Source organism: Vibrio sp. 10N.222.55.A1, from assembly GCF_041473835.1.
GTDB lineage: Bacteria > Pseudomonadota > Gammaproteobacteria > Enterobacterales > Vibrionaceae > Vibrio > Vibrio crassostreae_C.
Genome location: NZ_JBFRSX010000022.1, coordinates 21,782 through 41,727, shown reverse-complemented (window position 1 = coordinate 41,727; position 19,946 = coordinate 21,782). Strand labels below are relative to the sequence as shown.

12 protein-coding genes are annotated in these 19,946 nt (G+C 45.7%); 5 read left to right on the top strand and 7 right to left on the bottom strand.

The window, feature by feature from the left end; genetic code table 11:
* Positions 1 to 360 precede the first annotated feature (360 nt).
* Positions 361 to 1,425, top strand: coding sequence for a protein YgjJ (gene ygjJ, locus AB4493_RS06700; RefSeq protein ID WP_004734431.1), 1,065 nt, complete (start codon positions 361 to 363; stop codon positions 1,423 to 1,425).
* A 15-nt stretch (positions 1,426 to 1,440) separates the two neighbouring features.
* Positions 1,441 to 3,834, top strand: coding sequence for an alpha-glucosidase (gene ygjK, locus AB4493_RS06695; protein WP_372135507.1), 2,394 nt, complete (start codon positions 1,441 to 1,443; stop codon positions 3,832 to 3,834).
* 173 nt (positions 3,835 to 4,007) lie between these two features.
* Here ygjK and AB4493_RS06690 read toward each other — a convergent pair whose 3' ends face one another.
* The 4 genes from AB4493_RS06690 to AB4493_RS06675 all read right to left on the bottom strand — a co-directional run bounded on the left by AB4493_RS06690 (position 4,008) and on the right by AB4493_RS06675 (position 10,461).
* On the bottom strand, positions 4,008 to 7,124 hold the full coding sequence (locus tag AB4493_RS06690; RefSeq protein ID WP_372154703.1) for a beta-galactosidase: 3,117 nt from the start codon (positions 7,122 to 7,124) through the stop codon (positions 4,008 to 4,010).
* A 161-nt stretch (positions 7,125 to 7,285) separates the two neighbouring features.
* On the bottom strand, positions 7,286 to 8,512 hold the full coding sequence (locus AB4493_RS06685) for an ABC transporter substrate-binding protein (RefSeq protein WP_372154702.1): 1,227 nt from the start codon (positions 8,510 to 8,512) through the stop codon (positions 7,286 to 7,288).
* A gap of 177 nt (positions 8,513 to 8,689) precedes the next feature.
* Entirely contained in the window at positions 8,690 to 9,541 is an 852-nt protein-coding gene (locus tag AB4493_RS06680; protein ID WP_050649668.1) for a carbohydrate ABC transporter permease, read from the bottom strand.
* Positions 9,541 to 10,461 (bottom strand): carbohydrate ABC transporter permease, encoded by a 921-nt coding sequence (locus AB4493_RS06675; protein WP_050619981.1) that lies wholly within the window; start codon positions 10,459 to 10,461, stop codon positions 9,541 to 9,543. Before AB4493_RS06675 ends, AB4493_RS06680 begins: the two co-directional genes overlap by 1 nt.
* A 296-nt stretch (positions 10,462 to 10,757) precedes the next feature.
* Here AB4493_RS06675 and AB4493_RS06670 point away from each other — a divergent pair, with 296 nt between their 5' ends.
* A complete protein-coding gene (locus AB4493_RS06670) occupies positions 10,758 to 11,840 on the top strand; it encodes an ABC transporter ATP-binding protein (protein ID WP_136973744.1) in 1,083 nt (360 codons plus the stop codon).
* Between the two features lie 278 nt (positions 11,841 to 12,118).
* Positions 12,119 to 13,459 (top strand): MATE family efflux transporter, encoded by a 1,341-nt coding sequence (locus AB4493_RS06665; protein ID WP_017070359.1) that lies wholly within the window; start codon positions 12,119 to 12,121, stop codon positions 13,457 to 13,459.
* A 93-nt stretch (positions 13,460 to 13,552) separates the two neighbouring features.
* Here the strand turns inward: AB4493_RS06665 and AB4493_RS06660 are convergent, their stop codons facing one another.
* Both AB4493_RS06660 and AB4493_RS06655 read right to left on the bottom strand, forming a co-directional pair.
* Positions 13,553 to 15,247: a solute:sodium symporter family transporter gene (locus AB4493_RS06660; RefSeq protein ID WP_102319935.1), complete on the bottom strand. Its 1,695-nt coding sequence runs from the start codon at positions 15,245 to 15,247 to the stop codon at positions 13,553 to 13,555.
* A 102-nt stretch (positions 15,248 to 15,349) separates the two neighbouring features.
* Entirely contained in the window at positions 15,350 to 17,452 is a 2,103-nt protein-coding gene (locus tag AB4493_RS06655) for an alpha-galactosidase (RefSeq protein WP_372154701.1), read from the bottom strand.
* A gap of 248 nt (positions 17,453 to 17,700) precedes the next feature.
* On the opposite strand from AB4493_RS06655, the gene AB4493_RS06650 reads away from it, so the two are divergent.
* Positions 17,701 to 18,774 carry a LacI family DNA-binding transcriptional regulator gene (locus tag AB4493_RS06650; RefSeq protein ID WP_372154700.1) on the top strand — a complete coding sequence of 358 codons (1,074 nt, stop codon included), beginning with the start codon at positions 17,701 to 17,703 and terminating at the stop codon, positions 18,772 to 18,774.
* A gap of 235 nt (positions 18,775 to 19,009) precedes the next feature.
* On the opposite strand, the gene AB4493_RS06645 is transcribed toward AB4493_RS06650, so the two are convergent.
* Positions 19,010 to 19,936, bottom strand: coding sequence for a LysR family transcriptional regulator (locus tag AB4493_RS06645; RefSeq protein ID WP_372154699.1), 927 nt, complete (start codon positions 19,934 to 19,936; stop codon positions 19,010 to 19,012).
* Positions 19,937 to 19,946 lie beyond the last annotated feature (10 nt).

Genomic DNA, 19,946 nt, shown 5'->3' with positions numbered 1-19,946 from the left:
GTGCCTTTTTATTTGTCGGTACATTTCCACTAACCATCTCGATTAAATCAAAGCCATTCAAGAATCAAAACATTCGAACCAACAATCTAACCACCCATCAAACAATTCACCTCCCGAATACTTACAACCCTAGCCATACCTCTGCAAATTCAACTGAAAGTCAAAATAAAAACAAAGTAAATATTTACTAAAAATAGATCACACTTTTAAACTTAATTAATTTTAAACATCAAAATTATCATTAATATTGGTTTTGCGATCGTAAGTAACCTGACCAATACGCCTTGAAGAGCACCCCATATTAGAAGTCAGAACTGCTTGCGAACCTTCATTTATAACCCCGACACAGAAGTGATTAAAATGAAAAGTAGTTTTACTAAAAACACTCTTATTACAAGCTGTATTCTTGCTGCCTTAAGTACCACTGCCCACGCGGAAGAGTCCGCAGCAAACCACAGTGATACTCAGCCTCCTCAGACAGAAACTGAAACCCTATTTAACTTTTATGGTGAGCTTGGCCTTGGTGGTCACGTGGCACTCGAAGGTGATGATAAAGGCCGCTACGCAGACGGTACTTACATTGAAGCTGGCTTGGCTATCGAGCACGGTAATTGGTTTGGTCTTGCTTATATGGAGGGCTGGACAGTACAAGCCGATGACGAAGGCAATGCTTGGGCAACGGGCCACGGCTGGGGCGGTTTTGAAGGTGGTTTCAACCGCTTTTACGCTGGCTACCGCACAGATAACAAAACAGAATTCATGATTGGTCGTATGGACTCTTCATTAGATGACGTTCAATGGTGGGGTGACCCTACGGTTGAATACGGCTACGCGATCTCAAACACGCGAGACGTGCACCTTGGTGTGAAGATTCAAAACCTAGAAGGCAAGCTTCGCTACAGCGTTTCTTTCGCGCCAGAGTCTGACTTCTCGGAAGACGATGCTCTTGTTCACTTCGGTAAATACGACAGCTTCGCAGACCAATGGAAAGATAAGAACGCCATGGTCAATGGTTACCTTCAATACGATCTGACCGACGACTTAACCCTAATGGGTGGTGGTGAAGTTCGTAACAACGATGGTGGTGAACTATTGCTATTGGGTGCTGAGTACAAAAACTTCGCCACTCGTGTTTGGCACGATACAGATAAAGGCAACCAAGAGTCTTTCGGTAGCGAGTCTGGTATTCAAACCAGTGCATGGTACGAAGCGGCACAAGGCGTTTACCTATCTGCAGCCTACAACTACGCAAACTTTGACGGTGACAATGGCGACAAAGAAATCACCTCTTACATCAATGCTGGCGTTTGGTATGAATACGGCAACGGCGCGTTTGCGACTGCTTTCGATAGCCGCTTTGGCGTAGGCAGCGACACTGAAATCGGCGACGCTCAGGTGTTCGCAATGCAATACTTCTACTGGTAATAACAGGAATTGATCATGAAACTGAATAAATCATTCGCAGCTCTCGCTATCGGTGCAGCCCTTGTCGTTACTGGTTGTGCATCAAATTCCATCTCTGGCTCAAGTTCTGATGCTGAGCAACTGCAAGCCAACGAGTTTAAGAACGTTATCGACCGTACTGGCTCGCCAGAATACATGCGAGATTACGACTTCGATGACCACCAACGCTTTAACCCATTCTTCGACCTAGGCGCATGGCACGGTCACCTACTGCCAGACAGTGCAGAAGGCATGGGCGGATTCCCAGGTACAGCACTGCTTACCGAAGAATACATCAACTTCATGGCTGATAACTTCGACCGCCTAAGCGTGTTCAAAGATGGCAAAAAAGTGGCTTTCACTATGGAAGCTTACAGCCTACCGGGCGCATTGGTTCAGACACTAAAATCTGACGATGTGACTGTAGAAATGACGATGCGTTTTGCTTCAAACCGTACCTCTCTACTAGAAACAAAAATCACTACCGACTCACCGGTTGAATTAGTGTGGGATGGTGAACTGCTAGAAAAGACGCACGCCAAAGAAGGCGTGGCACAAACCGACAAAACAATCGCTGAAACTTACCCTGAGTATGACCGTCAAATCGTCGCAACCGACGATGGCCTAAAGGTGACCTTCGGTAAGGTTCGTTCGACATGGGATCTACTGACTTCTGGTGAGTCTGAATACCAAGTTCACAAGTCGATTCCAACGAAAACCACGGTTGATGGTTTAGCGTTTACTTCAACGGCAAACATTGAAGCATCGACGACTATCTACACCACATACTCGCATGTTCTAACGGCAGAAGAAGCGCAAGCGGAACAGCCTGAAATCAAAAAGATCATGGCAAACCCTACCGACTTCTTAGCCGCATCAGCAGAACGTTGGGAAGGCTATCTTGAGATGGGTTTAACCAACCCGAACGCGACACCAGAGCAAGAGCGTGTTGCGGTTAAAGCGATGGAAACCCTAAACGGTAACTGGCGTGGCGCTGCAGGTGCGATGGAGTTTGACTCTGTGACACCATCCGTGACGGCGCGTTGGTTCTCGGGCAACCAAACTTGGCCTTGGGACACATGGAAGCAAGCCTACGCAATGGCTCACTTCAACCCAGATGTAGCGAAAGATAACATCCGCGCGATGTTTGCCTACCAAATTCAAGCTGACGATCCTGTTCGCCCTTGGGATGAAGGTTACGTGCCAGATCTATTGGCTTACAACCTAAGCCCAGAACGTGGCGGCGACGGCGGTAACTGGAACGAACGTAATACCAAACCAAGCCTAGCTGCATGGGCCGTGATGGAAGTCTACAAGACCACCAGCGATGAAGCTTGGCTAGAAGAGATGTATCCAAAGCTAGTGGCTTACCACGACTGGTGGCTACGCAACCGTGATAACAACGGCAACGGTGTTCCAGAATACGGCGCAGCACGCGACAAAGCACACAACACACCTGAAGGTGAAATGTACTTCACCGTGGTTCGTGGCGATAAACACGAAACAGTCGTAGGCCAAGCTGAACTGGATAAAGTGGTAGCAGAAGGCAACTACGATTACATCGAGAGCCCAGCTCAAACCGCTGCGTCTTGGGAATCAGGTCGTGATGATGCAGCAGCCTTCGGTTTCATCGATAAAGACCAGCTAGACGCGTACGTTGCTAACGGTGGCAAGCGCAGTGATTGGGATGTTGAATTCGCTCAAAACCGCGCTGAAGACGGCACTTTGCTTGGCTATTCATTGCTGCAAGAGTCCGTTGACCAAGCAAGCTACATGTACAGCGATAACAAGTACCTAGCAGAAATGGCTGACATTCTAGGTAAAGACGCAGAAGCGAAAGAGTTCCGTGAAAAAGCAGAGCACCTATCGAACTACATCAACACCTGTATGTTCGACGAAGGCACTAACTTCTTCTATGACATTCGTATTGAAGACAAGCCTTTAGCCAATGGCTGCGCAGGCAAACCGATTGTCGAGCGTGGTAAAGGCCCTGAGGGTTGGTCACCACTGTTCAACGGTGCAGCAACACAAGCTCACGCTGATGCCGTGGTCTCTGTGATGAAAGATACCTCAGAGTTCAACACCTACGTTCCACTGGGCACAGCAGCGCTTTCTAGCCCAGCATTTGGCCCAGATATTTACTGGCGTGGACGTGTATGGGTAGACCAGTTCTACTTCGGCCTAAAAGGTATGGACAGCTACGGCTACCGTGACGATGCGATTGAAATGGCAGGCGCATTCTTCGACCACGCCGATGGCTTGGTACAAGACGGCCCTATCCGTGAGAACTACAACCCGCTAAACGGTGAACAACAAGGTGCTCCAAACTTCTCTTGGAGTGCTGCCCACCTATACATGTTATACAACGATTTCTTTACTGACGCAGAGTAAGTAAAAACCTATACCTGTCTTCTGAAATTCAATGAAAATCTAACCTCATAAATTTCAGACTTTGGCACTCAGTTTCTCGCTGAGTGCTTTTTTATATCTGAAGTAACGTAAGCGAAAAACAAGCACTTAGACCATTTGGCCTACTATGATCCTTTTACTCTATTCGCTGCACATTAGCCTATATCACCACAATGGAAGCGCACCTGATAATGGTAATGCTCTTTCAATAATTTAAATTCATCATGGACACTTGGCGTCCACGAGTCATCACCGCCAACCCCCATATGGAAGCCATCCACATAAACAAACAGCTGTTCTTGTTCGGTTAAGTCACAAGTATGTTTTGCCTTCTGTAGCTGCTGTAACCCCAAACGACTGACTGAGAAATGGAAGTCTCCTTGCAATTCGAATGCGCCCACTTTTGCCTCACGAACATCACAACGCAAGCCGCAATCAGATGGGAAAATATAAGGGGTATGCATTTGTTCAATACTTTGCTGATATAGCCCCATATGTGCGGACATCTTTCGATCTGGGTAGTTTTCGTGTGGCCCACGACCAAACCATTCCACCCCATCAGGCACATGCTTCAAAGCAAACTCAAATCCGACTCGTGGCAGAGACGGCAAGCCTTTCGCCGCTTGAACATCCACATCTAATTTGACCTCACCATCGGCAAATAATTGGTATTGCCAAGTCGACAACAAACGAACCTGATCTTCCACCGTGTGGGCAATTCTTGCAGTCACCGACACCCTATTTTTCTGAGTGATGGATGAAAATTCGATGCACTCTGGAGTGAGCCTATCTAACCTCATAGCCTGCCAGCGTGCGATCCATGAATTGGGGTCTACACGGTTTGCTTCACTGACACCGATATCGTTGTCTAATGGTGCGCGATAAAAGTTATCTCGAAGGCCACTAGCAAGCTGTTCCACCCCTTTGATTTTCCAGCTTTCTAATGTCCCAGACAATCTGTCGAACTCTACTTGATAAGCATCACCAATCACCGTCAGCAGCGTGTCGGTTTCAGTCACTTTCGGTGGAAATTGAGAGAGGTTAGCATCCAACATCAATTGTGGTTGAGTAGGTAAGCTAAGCTGTTCAATCGCCGTCACATGACCTTTATCCGCCCATGCAGTATTGGTGTTTAATACCACTTCGAGATTAAGGTAATTAAGCGCGTTGGCCGTATGAGGAATCGTCACACCATTGAGCTCTATCTGAACACTCTCGCCCGCACCAACCATCAATTCGATACAACCATCGCTCATTACTACACCATTCTGAGTAACCGTCCAATTCAACGTTTCAATGCTGCTGGTCACAAATAAATATTCGCTGTGCACCTCTATCACCAGAGGCGAAGTCGAAACCAGTCTAAACTGATAAAACTGCTGTGCTTTTTTCACTTCATGTAGCGTTGGGTGCACCGTCCTGTCTGGGAATACCAAACCATTAATGCAGAACTGGCGATCATTAATCTCGTCGCCGAAATCACCACCATAGCCCCAATATTGTTTGCCGCTCGAATCGGTTTTGGTGATCCCTTGATCGACCCAATCCCAGATAAATCCGCCCTGTAATCTTGGGTTGTCTCTAAACGCCTGCCAGTATTTATCAAAACTGCCCAGACTGTTCCCCATTGCATGGGCGTACTCACAGAGAATAAGAGGACGATGCTCGTTTGGTAGAGCGATAGCTTTACGAATACCCACGCGAGGTGTCACCTCAGGTTGACTCTCAACCACAGGTAAATCCCAATCAACCCGCGCATACATAGGACATAAAATGTCTGTCGCTGCTGTATCTGCCCCGCCACCTTCATACTGAACGGGACGTGTTGGATCAGTTTGTTTCACCCATTGATACATCGCATGGTGATTGCGACCAATACCCGATTCATTACCCAGCGACCAAATGATCACGCTGGCGTGGTTTTTATCGCGCTCCACCAGCCTTGTCATTCGTCTCATGTACGCATTCAACCATGACGCATCATCGGATAAACGGCACATCGGAAATTGACCATGAGTTTCCACATTCGCTTCATCAACCAGATACAGACCATACTCATCACATAGTTCATACCACAATGGATGATTCGGATAATGAGCGGTTCTAACGGCATTGAAGTTATTTTGTTTGAGCAGTTTGATGTCTTGAATCATCCCCTCTCGAGTCATGGTGTGCCCCAATTCAGGGTGATGTTCATGACGATTGACGCCACGAATCAGCAACGGTTTTCCGTTAACTTTTAGCAAACTATCGGTAATTTCAACACTTCGAAAGCCGACATCGTAAGCCTCACAATCGATTAGCTCGTCATGTTCATCGAGCAATGACACCACACAGCGATATAAGTAGGGTGACTCGGCACTCCACTTGTTCGGGTTCACCACTGAAATGCGGTGTTCTGCGACTTCAGACCACGGCCCTTTTTCATCGACATAACGCTCACCAAAACCCACGATTTGAGGTTCGAAAACCAACTGTCCTTGAGCATCATAAAGTTCAGCTTTCAGCTTATAGCAGCTTTCTACATCATTGCTGTGCTTGGTTATTTGCGTAGAAATATTTAAAACCGCATCGCGATAGCAAGCATCTAGCTGAGTATCAATACCAACATCCTCGATTGCGACCTTGGGCTTTCTCAATAAAGTCACATCACGGAATATGCCGCTGAGCCACCACATGTCTTGGTCTTCAAGATAAGAACCATCAGACCAACGCAGCACCATCACTACCAGCGTGTTCTCGCCCGCTTGCAAGTATTCAGACACGTCAAATTCAGCCGGTAATCGACTGTCTTGCGAATAGCCAACCCACTTGCCGTTGCACCACAAATGAAAAGCAGAATTCACGCCGTCGAAGGTCAGCCTATGGGTATCTAATAACTCCGGTTCCGTGCAGTTAAAACGCGTTCGGTAGAGCCCTGTTGGATTATCGCTAGGGACGAAGGGAGGGTTATCAGCGAAAGGATATTTCACATTGGTATAGATCGGTTTATCAAAGCCTTGCATCTGCCAGTTGCTTGGCACTGAAATCGACTTCCATGAAGAATCATCAAAATGTTCCGATACTACCTCTTCGCAAACCAACTCTGGTGAATCGAACAGCTGAAACTTCCAAGTCCCATTGAGAGACATAACACTCGACGAGCTCTTCGTCATAGCCTCAACCAACGAGGTGTAACTATTTAAAGGAGCATGAGCCTCAACAACATTATGATGGGTGATGTGTTGATTTTCCCACTCACGGGCAGAGATGATTTGAGAGAAAGTTCTCATGACGTGTTCCTTACCAAAAGCCGTTTAACGTGAACCATTGCAAGTGATGCTCAGCGCCTCATTGCGTTCAAACATTACGAACGCCAACTAAACAGCTCTTGCAATAATCCCTTAAGAGAAGAAAAAAAGCCGCAGCCAGAACAGCTGCGGCTATTGAAATATTACTTAAAGGTACGCTTGCTCACTTTATCGAGTTTTTTCAAGATTTTATCGATTCGTTCAGGGTGAACCATAAACTCTTGGAAGCCTTTCATGCCTTCTTTGGCCATCGCAGGATCAGTGTCTCGGTCATAGAATTGAGCCGTACCATCACTGGATGCCAACATCGCGACGCCTTTGTCTAAGAACGGGTCAGACTTCGCTTTAGCTTTGTTGTTGGTTGGAATCTGTAACAGCATCTCATTGATCAGCTGCTGGTTTTCAGCGCGAGCAACAAACTCTAAGAACTTACGAGCATCTTCTTTGTTTTTCGCTTTTGAAGGTATGTGCAGCGTATCCATTGGTGCATCTTCAGACATAGGAACACTTGGGTCGATCACCGGGAACTGGAAGAAATCCATCTTGCCATCCAACTCAGCTGGGAAGTTAGGCGTGATGAAGTTACCCATCAGGTACATCGCCGCTTTACCGTTGTACAAGAAAGGTTGAGCTTCTTGCCATGAATAAGACGCGTGGTTTTCTAGGAAATAACCAGGTTCAACTAACTCCGCCCAATTAGCGAAGGTTTTCTTCACTCGCTCATCAGAGTAAGGCACCTGGCCTTCCATTAACTGAATATGAAAATCCAAGCCGTTAGTACGCATGTTGATGTAATCAAACCAACCTGCGGCGGTCCAAAGATACTTGGTACCAATAGCAAACGGCGCTACACCATTTTCTTTAAGTGTTGCAGACGCAGATTTCAAATCATCCCACGTTTTCGGCTCCGCAATTCCATATTGCTCAAAGATGTCTTTGCGGTAGTAGATACCCCATTGATAATACGTGTACGGCACACCAAACTGCTTACCTTGTACTGTCATCGCAGGCGCGGCAGCCGCAAAGTCTTGCTTCATGTTGTTGTCAGCCCAAATATCACTGACATCCTCAAACAGGCCACGGTCAACAAAGGCTTTCATTCGGTTACCCGCATACCAAAAAACCACATCCGGCGGCGAAGTGACCAGCCAATTACGAATCGTTGTTTTATACGACTCGTGATCGTACAAGTTGTACTTCACCGTAATATCTGGGTTTTCTTTTTCAAAGCGGTTAATGATCTCGCCCCACGCCTCTTTTGGCGCAGGATCAGAAGCATCAGAGTTGATAACGAGTGTTCCTGCAAACGATGTTGCAGACATGGAGGCAGCGAGCACTGCACTGGCAGCGATATGTTTCACGTATTTCATATTGAGGTCCTTGTTATGGAGCTAAGCTCTCTAAGTCCAATTCTTATTGTTTTATCTCGTAGGGTTGTTCGTGTTTTAGTTTCTCTTCAATGATTCATCCATTCGGGATGTCGGTAGCAATAACGACTTAAAGCCTTCGCTATTGCTAGATTCGTGTATCGATTCTTATCTCGTGATTTACCCTTTGGTCGCACCTAATGTTAGGCCTGCGATAAAGTGCTTTTGCATGGTAAAGAACAGCACTACCGGTGGGATAGCCGCGACCACGGCACCCGCTGACATAAACTGCCAAGACGCCAGCCATTGGCCTTGAAGTGAGCTCAGACCCGCAGTCACAGGACGAACATCATCACTCTGAACCAGTACTAGAGCCCAGAAGAAATCGTTCCAAATAAAGGTAAACACCAATACGGCTAACGCCGCTAAAGCAGGGCGAACCAGAGGGAGTACGACATGCCAGAATATTTTCCATTCACTCACCCCTTCAACACGCGCCGCTTCGATCAGGGCATCAGGGATCCCGACAATAAAGTTACGCATGAACAAGGTACAAAAACCGGCTTGGAAAGCGATATGGAAAAAAATCAATGCCCAGTGAGTGTCGTATAGACCGAGTCCAATCGTTAAATCACGAACTGGAATCATCAGAATTTGGAACGGAACAAAGTTACCCGCGATGAACATCGCAAAAATCCACACATTGGCTTTGAAGTTGTATTTAGCCAAGGCATAACCAGCCAGTGTCGACAACGCCACGGCACCAGCAACCGCTGGCAATGTGATGATTAAGCTATTGATGAGGTACTGCCCCATCGACGTCGAGGTAAATACTTGGGTGTAGTTTTCAATGAACTGAATCTCACTAGGCCAGCCCCAGTAGTTACCTTTGTTGATGTCTTCCATCGAACGAATTGAAGTCATCATTACGGCGATAAGTGGTAATAACCACATCACAATGGAAATAGGCAGTGCGACTCGGTAGCTAATGTTGGTAAAGCGACCTGCTTTTTGAATTGGTTGTGGATACATTATTTTTCACTCCTTAACATACGCCACAAGAAGTAAGCGATATAGATATCCATAATCAGGAACAACACAACGGAAACCGCCGCGCCATAACCCATTCGATAGTTAAAGATAGACTCTTCATACATCTGGTACGCAAGTACTGTCGAGCTGCCCCAAGGGCCGCCTGCCGTCATGGTCGCCACTAGATCAAATGAACGCAGGGCACCAATTACGGTGACAACCACGGCGATAAAGGTTGCGGGTCTTAACTGTGGAAGCACCACATACCACAACATGCGCCACTTCTTTGCACCATCAAGTCGAGCCGCTTCTAACTGCTCAGGATCGAGGTTATTCAGCCCAGTTAAATATAAGATCATGCAATAAGAGATCTGAGGCCATAAGCCAGCAGCGATGATTCCGTAGGTCACATAGTCTTCATCAGCAAGTATCGAAATTGGCTCGAAGCCAAGCGACCCGAGTGCAATATTGAAAAGGCCAAAAGAGGGGTCATAGAACCAAGCAAATACGAGGCCTACCACCACTTGAGAAATAACGAATGGGAAGAAAAACAGAGATTTTACGACACGAATGCCTTTCACTTGTTGGTTGAGGAAAAGGGCAATCGCCAAGCCACAGGGTGGCGCAAGCATAAAGAAGATCAACCAAAGAAAGTTATTCGTTAACGAAGTATAAAAAGCATCTGAGTCAAAAAGCTCACGATAGTTCTCAAGCCCCACCCACTCCTTTTCACCTAATCCATCCCACTCAAAGAAGCTCAGCCAAATACTGTCCAAGATGGGATAGATAACATAGAGAGAGAAGATAGCGATGGCTGGTGCCAAGAACAGCCAAGGCGAGACCTTGGAACTGATGCGCCTTTTCTTCTTCGCTGATGGGGTGCGATTTTCTGGGTATATCGTTTTCACAGATTGCTCCATTTCCCAAAATTCCTTGTATTAAAAGCTTGGTTTACTACTTGGTTAACTTCCATCTGAATTTATAAATCCCAATCAGTAGCTCAGCATTTATAATGATTACGTTCAAATATTAGGCTTATTGATAACATTACGCACAGTTATGTTTTATTTATGTAAACGTTTTCACAAAAATCAGTATAGATCGCGGGATTTATATGACGATGATCAATAAATCATGCGAGGCACCTAACAAATTTCTGATGAAAGCGTATGTTTTAAAGGCAAAGAGATGTAGTCCAACGAAGCAAGGAGAGAGCATGGCTGATATCAGCTTAAAAAAGGTCATCAAACGATATGGTGATATACAGACCATCCATGGTGTTGATCTAGAAATAAATAATGGCGAATTCGTCGTATTCGTTGGACCATCAGGTTGCGGAAAATCAACCCTCTTACGCTTAGTTGCTGGCTTAGAAGAAATCACTGAAGGCGAGATTCATATTGGAGACGATCTTGTTAACGATGTCGATCCTGCTGAGCGTGGTGTCGCTATGGTATTTCAATCCTACGCACTCTACCCACACATGACCGTGGAAGAAAACATGGGCTTTGGCCTCAAAATGAATGGCGTAGCGAAGGAAGTCGTTGAAAAGCAAGTCACCAGTGCGGCAAAAACACTCCAATTAGAGCCTTTATTGAAGCGTAAACCGAAAGAACTGTCAGGTGGGCAGCGTCAACGTGTCGCTATCGGTCGAGCAATAGTTCGTAACCCTCGCGTATTCTTATTCGATGAACCGCTCTCGAACCTCGATGCTGAACTTCGTGTCGATATGCGCTTACAAATCGCCAAATTGCACCAAGATCTGCAAAATACCATGATTTACGTCACGCACGATCAAGTCGAAGCCATGACGCTTGCAGACAAGATCGTGGTATTGAGAGATGGTCGTGTTGAACAAGTCGGTTCTCCACTCGATCTATACCACTCTCCACAAAATGAATTTGTGGCTGGCTTTATTGGCTCACCGAAAATGAATTTCTTACCGTGTGTTGTTAACAGCACCTCAGAAACGCACGCCCAACTCGCCGTTAACGGTGTCAGCCAAATCACCCTTCCCTTACCAAGCGATGGATTAAAAGAGGGACAAAGTATCACGCTGGGCATTCGACCTGAACATTTAGAGATTAACAGTGGCTCTGATATCACCATTGAATTTCAAAGTGAAGTGGTCGAGCGACTAGGGAACAGCACTTATATGTTTGGCCAGTCTTGTGGCGTGGATAGCTTTAAGGTGCACCTACCAGGAGACCAAGAGGTCACTCGATACCAATCACTTGAGCTGAGTTTCTCCTCAAAAGATTGCCACCTATTCGATGATCGAGGGCAACGAATTAACTAGACTTTAAAACGGTAGAGCTAGCTCGATGTCGCTAGCTTTGCCACTTTTCAAACTCACTTTCCGGTCGTTTCAAGCAATCACTTGCTTCCATTCTGATCCTCTTAATAGCTTATGAAATCTTACTCAAAAATTTCATCACTCTCACTGAAATATTGGGTTCTGAAGACTTATTCGAATTTTATTTATCCTTATTAGCCTTCCGGACATTAATTTGATAGTCGTTTACTAAATAATCGCTAAACTATAGTGTCGCCTACCCCTTTTTTGAGAAAACCTAAATGCCTAATGCTGATTCCACCCTAAACAAACGTATGGGAATCGTTGCGCTCACCTGGCCAATTTTTATCGAAGTTCTTTTAAGAACCGCACTCAACACCAGTGATGTATTCATGTTATCGGGATACTCGGACAAAGCCGTGTCTGCCGTTGGTGTTATTTCTCAGATATCCTTTTTCCTGATCATTGTCTCGACCATGGTCAGCAGTGGTACGGGTATTCTAATCGCGCAGTACAACGGTGCCTCCCGCACTCAAGAGAGCGCTCACGTGGGTGTAGCAAGTATCATTCTGGCCATTATTGCCGGTGTGCTACTGAGTGTGATTGCCGTTCTTGTTGCTGAATATTTTATCCCGCTTTATCAACTCGAGCCTCAAGTTGAACAGTACGCGCAAGAATACCTGTTCATCAGTGGTGCTCTCACCTTCAATGTAACCATAGGTGTGGTTCTCACCACTATTTTGCGCAGTCATGGCTATTCAAAGTCACCGATGGTGATCAACATGATTGCAGGCGTTATCAACGTATTCGGTAACTACTGCGCCTTATATCAACCTTTTGGTTTGCCAGTATACGGCGTGCAAGGGGTTGCGACCGCGACCGTCATTAGCCAAGTGATCGGGATGTTGATCTTGATTGGTGTGGTCAGAAGCAAAGGGATTGATCTACCAGTGAAGCAGTTTAAATCTGTGCCTAAAGCCATCTATCAAAAAATCATTAAGATCGGCTCGATGAACGCAGGAGAAGTGCTCTCTTATAACATGGCTCAGATCAGCATTACCTTCTTCGTGGTACAGATGGGCACATCTTCACTGGCTGCGTTTACTTACGCACAAAACATCGCTCGTCTCTCTTTTGCATTTGCACTGGCAATTGGTCAAGGCAGCCAAATCCAAACAGGCTATTACATTGGTAAGGGTTGGATCGACGAGATCACCAAGCGCGTGCAACGTTACTTTGTGGTTGGCTTTATCGCCTCAACTGCGATTACCTGCATGGTTTATGTGTTCCGTTTCGAAATTCTCGATCTGTTCACTCAAGATCCAGAGATCATTGCGCTAACGGCTGCGCTGATTGCAGGTTCCATCATTCTTGAAGCTGGACGAGTATTTAACCTTATCTTTATCTCTTGTCTAAAGGCTGCTGGCGACATTAAATTCCCGATCAAAATGGGCATTCTCAGCATGTGGGGCATTGGGGTTGCCATGAGCTATTTGCTTGGCGTGCATTGGGGTTATGGCGTATTGGGGGCTTGGATGGCAATCGCGATGGACGAGTGGTTCCGTGGAATCATCATGGCCTATCGCTGGCGAGCTAAGAAATGGACTCGATTCTCTTTTTAGACTTTTTAGCCTTCCATTTATCTTCACAAGATCGAAAAACGCCGCTCCTATTTCCAAAGAGCGGCGTTTTCGTTTTTAATTACCCGAACTCATCTACGCGGTCGCAAGTGCTTTCTTTCGCTTTGCTAGTCGTCCAAAAATACCGAGCAACATAACAATGCCACACACGCCATAAACTTGCATGATGGTTGGATCGTCCGATACAAAACCCACATCCGAGAACATAACGTAAGCACCAAGCACCATGTAAAGAATAATAGCCGAAGCCTCGAAACGGAACTCCCAAGGTGTCACATCAATATTCTCATTGACTGGCATCACGTACTCAGACTCACGCGGCATAAAGTAACCAATGATGAACATCAACGCGGTACATACCACGAACAGAATCGCTAATTGATGTAGGAAGTGAATCGGAGTTTTGAACACCAACTGCATTGCAGCGTAAGAACTTACAAACACCACCAACGCCACTTTCGCCGCTACAGCTGGTACACGTTTAGAGATATAGCCGACAAACACGATAGTGAAGATTGGCACACTGAAGAAACCTGCCACCATTTGTAGATATTGGAACAAACCTTCTGGTGCGTACATGATGAATGGTGCGATACATACCGAGATAATCGCAATCACGACACCAAAAATACGCCCTTTACCCACTAGCTCTTCATCGGTTTTACCTTGTCCGAATAGCGGCTTATACACGTTCAATGCAAACAGAGTCGTTGAGCTGTTCAACACACCATTAAAGGTACTCAAAATCGCACCAAACATCACCGCAACGAAGAAGCCCACTAGCGGCTTAGGCAAAACTTCATTAACTAAACGGGTGTACATGGTGTCTGGATTACCCGCATCAGCGCCAAACATATGGAAAGCAATGATACCCGGAATGATCAAAAACAGCGGAGAGATGACCTTAATCGCACCGGCAAGGATTACACCTTTCTGACCTTCTTTCAGGTTCTTAGCACCCAATGCGCGTTGAATGATAGATTGGTCAGTACCCCAGTAATACAAGTTCACCAAAAGCAGACCTGTGAACAATGTTGAGAACGGCAGTGGATCGGTTTCTGTACCCACCGATTGGAGCTTCTCTGGCGCGGCATAAAGCAGAATATCTAAGCCAGCACCGAAACTCCCCTCGCCCAACACCATTAAACCAAATACAGGGATCATCATGCCGCCGACAATCAAGCCTACACCATTAATGGTATCTGCAATTACAACCGCCTTTAGGCCACCATAAATCGCGTAAAAGAAGCCAAGTAGACCAATCGTCGCCGAAATCAGTGCAATTGAACTAAACTCTGAAATATTTAGCAGGGCCTGAACATCGAAGATTTCACCCAAAACAACAGCGCCCGCGTAAAGTGTGGTAGGCAAAATGTTGATCACGTATTGGCACAAGAAAAGTAACGTCACAAACTTCTTCACCGACATGTCGTAGCGGCTCTCTAAGAAATCAGGAATGGTGGTGATACCTTGTTTCAAATAACGAGGAACTAACATTAAAGCAATAATCACCAAGGTGACACCAGAAGCCACTTCCCAACCCATGACACTCATGTTGTGGGTGTAAGATTGTGCGCTCATGCCCACGAAACTGGTGGCACTCAAGTTCGTTAAGATAAGTGAGCTGGCAATTAAGCCACCGGTTAAGCTTCTTCCGCCAAGAAAGAAACCATCTTGTGAGGTGTTTTTGTCATTTTTCACTTTGTTGTAGGTAAACGCGACTACAAACCCAGTAAATAACAAAAATGACAACAGAACGGTAATAGACATTTTGTTTTCCTTAAGTTGAGTTATTGCGGCAGCAATACCTCGCTGCCGATTATAATTTTTATATTTAGATTTTTATTTGTAGGGGTACTCAGAGTCAGAGATTCACATCTTTTTTAGATGCACAATCAAGGCAGACTCTGGGTCGAGAATAGGTAAGGTCAATCCAATCTCTTTGAGGTTATCGCCGCTTAAAGTCAGAGTTTTATCTAACCATTGAGGGCGTTGCTTCATGAGTTGGAAACTGGTTTGTGGCATCTCCACTAACTTCACTTGATACAGCGCACTGTCTTCCACGCAGCTAATACGAAGTGGTGATGGCAGAGCGTATTCAGGCATGGCCAACTGACACACGGTGATCAGCATTTCATCATCATTCTGCACCCCATAGATGTTCTGGTTTTTGTCCGCGGGATCCATGCGGAAACTACGACCTGAGTGCAAAATATGGCGGAACTGCTTATGCAGAGAGATGTAGTGAGAGAAAGCTTGCTTCTCTTGTTGCGACTCTTTAACCGGGTCAAGTTCAACGCCCATGTGCCCCATCAAAGCGGTGACACCACGCATATTGATACTGTGACGACGATTGGTTGAATGGCACTCAGCAGGGCCAATGTGCGCACCCATAACTTCTGGTGGGAAGAAGTAGCTCATGCCTTTTTGAATGGCTTGTCGTTCCAATGCATCGTTACAATCGGATGCCCAGAATCGATGTGTTCTTTTAAGGATTTCAAAATCAATGCGACCACCGCCTGATGAGCAAGATTCAATCTCGACCTTAGGGTGTGCTTGATTCAGTTGATCAACGAGACGATACAAGGCTTGAGTTTGACCATGCACCGCCGCCTTACCTTGGTGGCCCGGCTGAACTAATTCACGATTCATGTCCCACTTTAAGTAGCCGATATTGTACGTAGTCAGAAGCGTATCAAGGCGAGAGAACAAGTAGTCAAAGCACGCTTCATTCTGCAAGTCTAAAACATACTGCCAACGACCAGACGGTTGATGATAACCTTGCAAACCTAGGACCCAATCAGGATGGTTACGGTATAGGTTTGAGTCTTGGCTGACCATCTCAGGTTCAACCCACAACCCGAACTCCATCCCCTGTTGGTTAACGTGTTCAATCACAGGTTCTAAGCCATTTGGGTATTTCACTTCATCGAGATACCAATCGCCTAAGGCCGTTCGTTCGCCATCACGACCAATAAACCAACCATCATCAATAATGAATCGTTCAACACCCATTGCGCCGGCTTCGGTTGCCATCTGCATGATGTATTCCGGTTTATGGTCGAAGTAGATGCCCTCCCAAGTATTTAAGTGCACAGGGCGAGGTTTATCGGTAGGGAATTGAATAATGTTGTCACGAACAAACTGCTGAAAACGTTGAGCAATACCGTTCAAACCAGAGTTGCTGTAACAGCCATAGAGCCAAGGTGTCTGGTAAGTAGCCTCTGGTTCTAGAATCGATTCACCCGCTAACAATAACTCTCCCGCTTGTACAAAGCGGCGGCCATCACTGCGAACATCAGCACGCATTTGGTGGTTACCACTCCAACCTAAATGGAAGCCCCACACCAAACCATTCTGTTCTGAGAAACCTTGCGTTCCTGCAAACATGCCAGGGAAGTTTTCATGTGAAGTACGGCCGCGACGGTTCTCTTGCATGAAGCCACCATGCTCAAAACGCTGACGTTGCGTTTGGAACTCATGACACCAACGACCATGGAACGTCATCAATTCATTGGCGTGGTTTGGCAGCGGCAACGTTGATGACAGCTTATTTAAATAGTATTTACTGCCCCCTTTGTTGGTTACTGTGATGCGCTTTTGAACCACATCCGATTCGTAATCCAGTTTAATTTCAACCGTCAATTCAAGCTTAGACACGGTGTCTTCTAGAACAAAAGTGGCTTGCTGAACCTGAGCTTCCACGCGGACGGTATTAAAAACGGGTGCCCAATCAAAACCATCACGATGCCCTTCTATTCCCGGCGCATTAAAATGACCGCTACCCAATTCAGGACAAAGAGAAAGCGGTACATCGACATCAAGGCGTGCTTGAGAGATCGGTCTCTCGGTTGATAACAGCAGATCTTCATCAATGCTGGCGATCTTCGCCCCCCAATGCAGGATCTCTGGAACACGCCCTGATTTGATGATCAAACTGTGGTTTTTACTTGTTAGATGAATAAACTCGCTCATAGCCAATCTCATATTGTTTTCGTAAACATAATTTGAGATTAATAGTGAGCCTAGAGATTATAATTAGTACTAATTCGAACAAATAACGTGATCTAAAATCAGTTATTCCTTATCAAAATTTGCACAAGATCGACTGTTTTCGGAAACATAAATAGTGTTTCAAATGACATTTATTTGAAGGTGTACAAGGTTTATTTCATCAAGATTGGTTAGGCTTATTTCATTGTCAAAGTCTGATGGGCAGAATAATGAGTGTCACCTTTAAAGATGTCGCAAAGCTAGCGGGTGTCTCTACCCAAACCGTTTCTCGAGTGACAAATGGTTCAGAGAGCGTCGCCGAATTAACGCGTAACAAGGTTAATGCGGCCATTAAGCAGTTGGGGTATGTGCCAAACAAGGGCGCGCAAATGCTCAGCCGAGCTAAGTCCACCAGCGTTGGGTTGGTGACTCTCGATATGGCATTGCATGGTGCAGCGATGATCGCCAATGGTGTGCGAATGCAGGCTCATGACATGAATTATGGTGTCGCTTTCTCTGTTGTGTCAGAGCCCAACCTCACTAACACACGTGGAGCTATCCGTGAATTGATGGCTCAACAGGTCGACAGCATCATTCTGAATGTACCGTTAAAAAGTGCCGATGCAGAGTTATTAGTCGAACAGTACCAACACTTAAATCTTATCTTCATTGATGTCCCTTCTAACAGCCAAGTGAACTATGTTTGCGGTGATCACGCAGAAGGAGCAAAACTGGCTGCTCAACATCTGATAGAGAGTGGGCGAACTAACTACCTGTTGATCACAGGTCCGAATGAATCCAGTGCATCACGGATTCGTCACCAGAGTTGGTTAGCAGCGTTATCAGATGCCGATTGCAAAGTGCAATATCAATACCAAGGAAATTGGCAAGCTGAAAGTGGTTACCTTGGTGTTCGCGAAGCTGTCGCCAAGCAAGCCGTATTTGATGCTGTGTTGGTGGCAAGCGATCAGATGGCATTAGGCGTATTACGCGCACTGCAAGAACTGCAGATCCCTGTGCCTGACAAGGTCGCAGTCGTCGGTTTTGATGGCATCGAAGACAGCGCTTTCTTTAACCCACCATTGACCACCATCAAGCAAGACTTCACGACCATCGGTCGACAAGCTGTGGTACTTGCGGAGAAGCTCAACGCTAATTCACAAGATGCTTTGCTACAACACTATATCGAAACTACATTACTCCCAAGAGAAAGCAGCCAACCTAAGGTGACTGCTCATTATGAGAAACAAGAGATAGAACAACTGCTGCAACGGATTCAAACCCTTCTGCCTGAATCGAGATAAAAAGAAAAAGCGCTAGGGGGAGCTAGCGCTTTTTAGACCAACTAAATCCGTTTAGCCTGGTAGGTTTTTGAGCTATATCATGAGGATATAACCAATTTTTTTACTTAGGTAAATCAAAAAGCCTATTCTTTCCGACTGCTTTGAGTCGTAAATTAAGTATAGTCGGATTCTTATTATTAACCTGATTTTTCCTTAAATAATTAGAAAAAGTGTGGTTATCCCCCAATACAAAAAATTACTCAGCAATCACAGACGACACAGCTTCAGTAATCAACCTTCTAAGTAACTTATTTTTATCATCTAAATGCTTCGCTTTCCGATAGACAAGCTGTATATCGAAATCCGGTACATCTATCGGTGGCTTGACAGCCAACAGTGCTTCTTCACCCTCAATGTCATTACGAGCCACAAGCTTAGGCACTATACAGAGCAGTTCTCTGCCACGAATTAAGCGCTTTACCGTTAAAAAGTTACTCGAAGCAATAACCACTTTTCGACTTAAGCCAAGTTCAGCTAGGCGACTGTCGACTCCCGTTTTTATCACTCCTGCAGGAGAAACCAAAGCATGCCCAACAGATGCAAATTGTGCTAAAGACATGGGCTCTTCGATCGACAACACTGAATTGTCGAGCAAGCAGACGTGCTGTTCTGTGTACAAGTGCTTGGTTCTGTATAGCTTAGACACTTCACCGAAGCTACCGATCGCCATATCAAGCTTAGAATCTTCAAATACTCGCTGATAGTTAGCTCGATTTACGTTGAACAACGCAATTTGAGAATCAGGAGAGGACTGTTTAATGAGATCAAACAACACTGGAGCAAACATCTGCTCGGCATAATCAGTAAGACCAATCTTCCAACTGCCTTGGTAAGTTGTTGCATCAAATGATTTAGAGAGTAGAACTTCAGATTGAATGGTATTGAGCAAGGCATCGACAGTACTGGATAATTCAATCGCTCTATCCGTTGCTTCCATCTTGCTCCCTACCCGCTCAAACAGAGGGTCATCAAACAACTTTCGAAGTCGTTGAAGGCTATGACTCATTGCAGACTGACTGACATAACAGCGCTCAGCCGCTTTACTTACACTGTTCGTTTTGTATAACGCTTGCAGAGCTATCAATAAGTTAAGATCGATACCTTTCCAGTTAAAATCAGCCATCCAGCAGAAC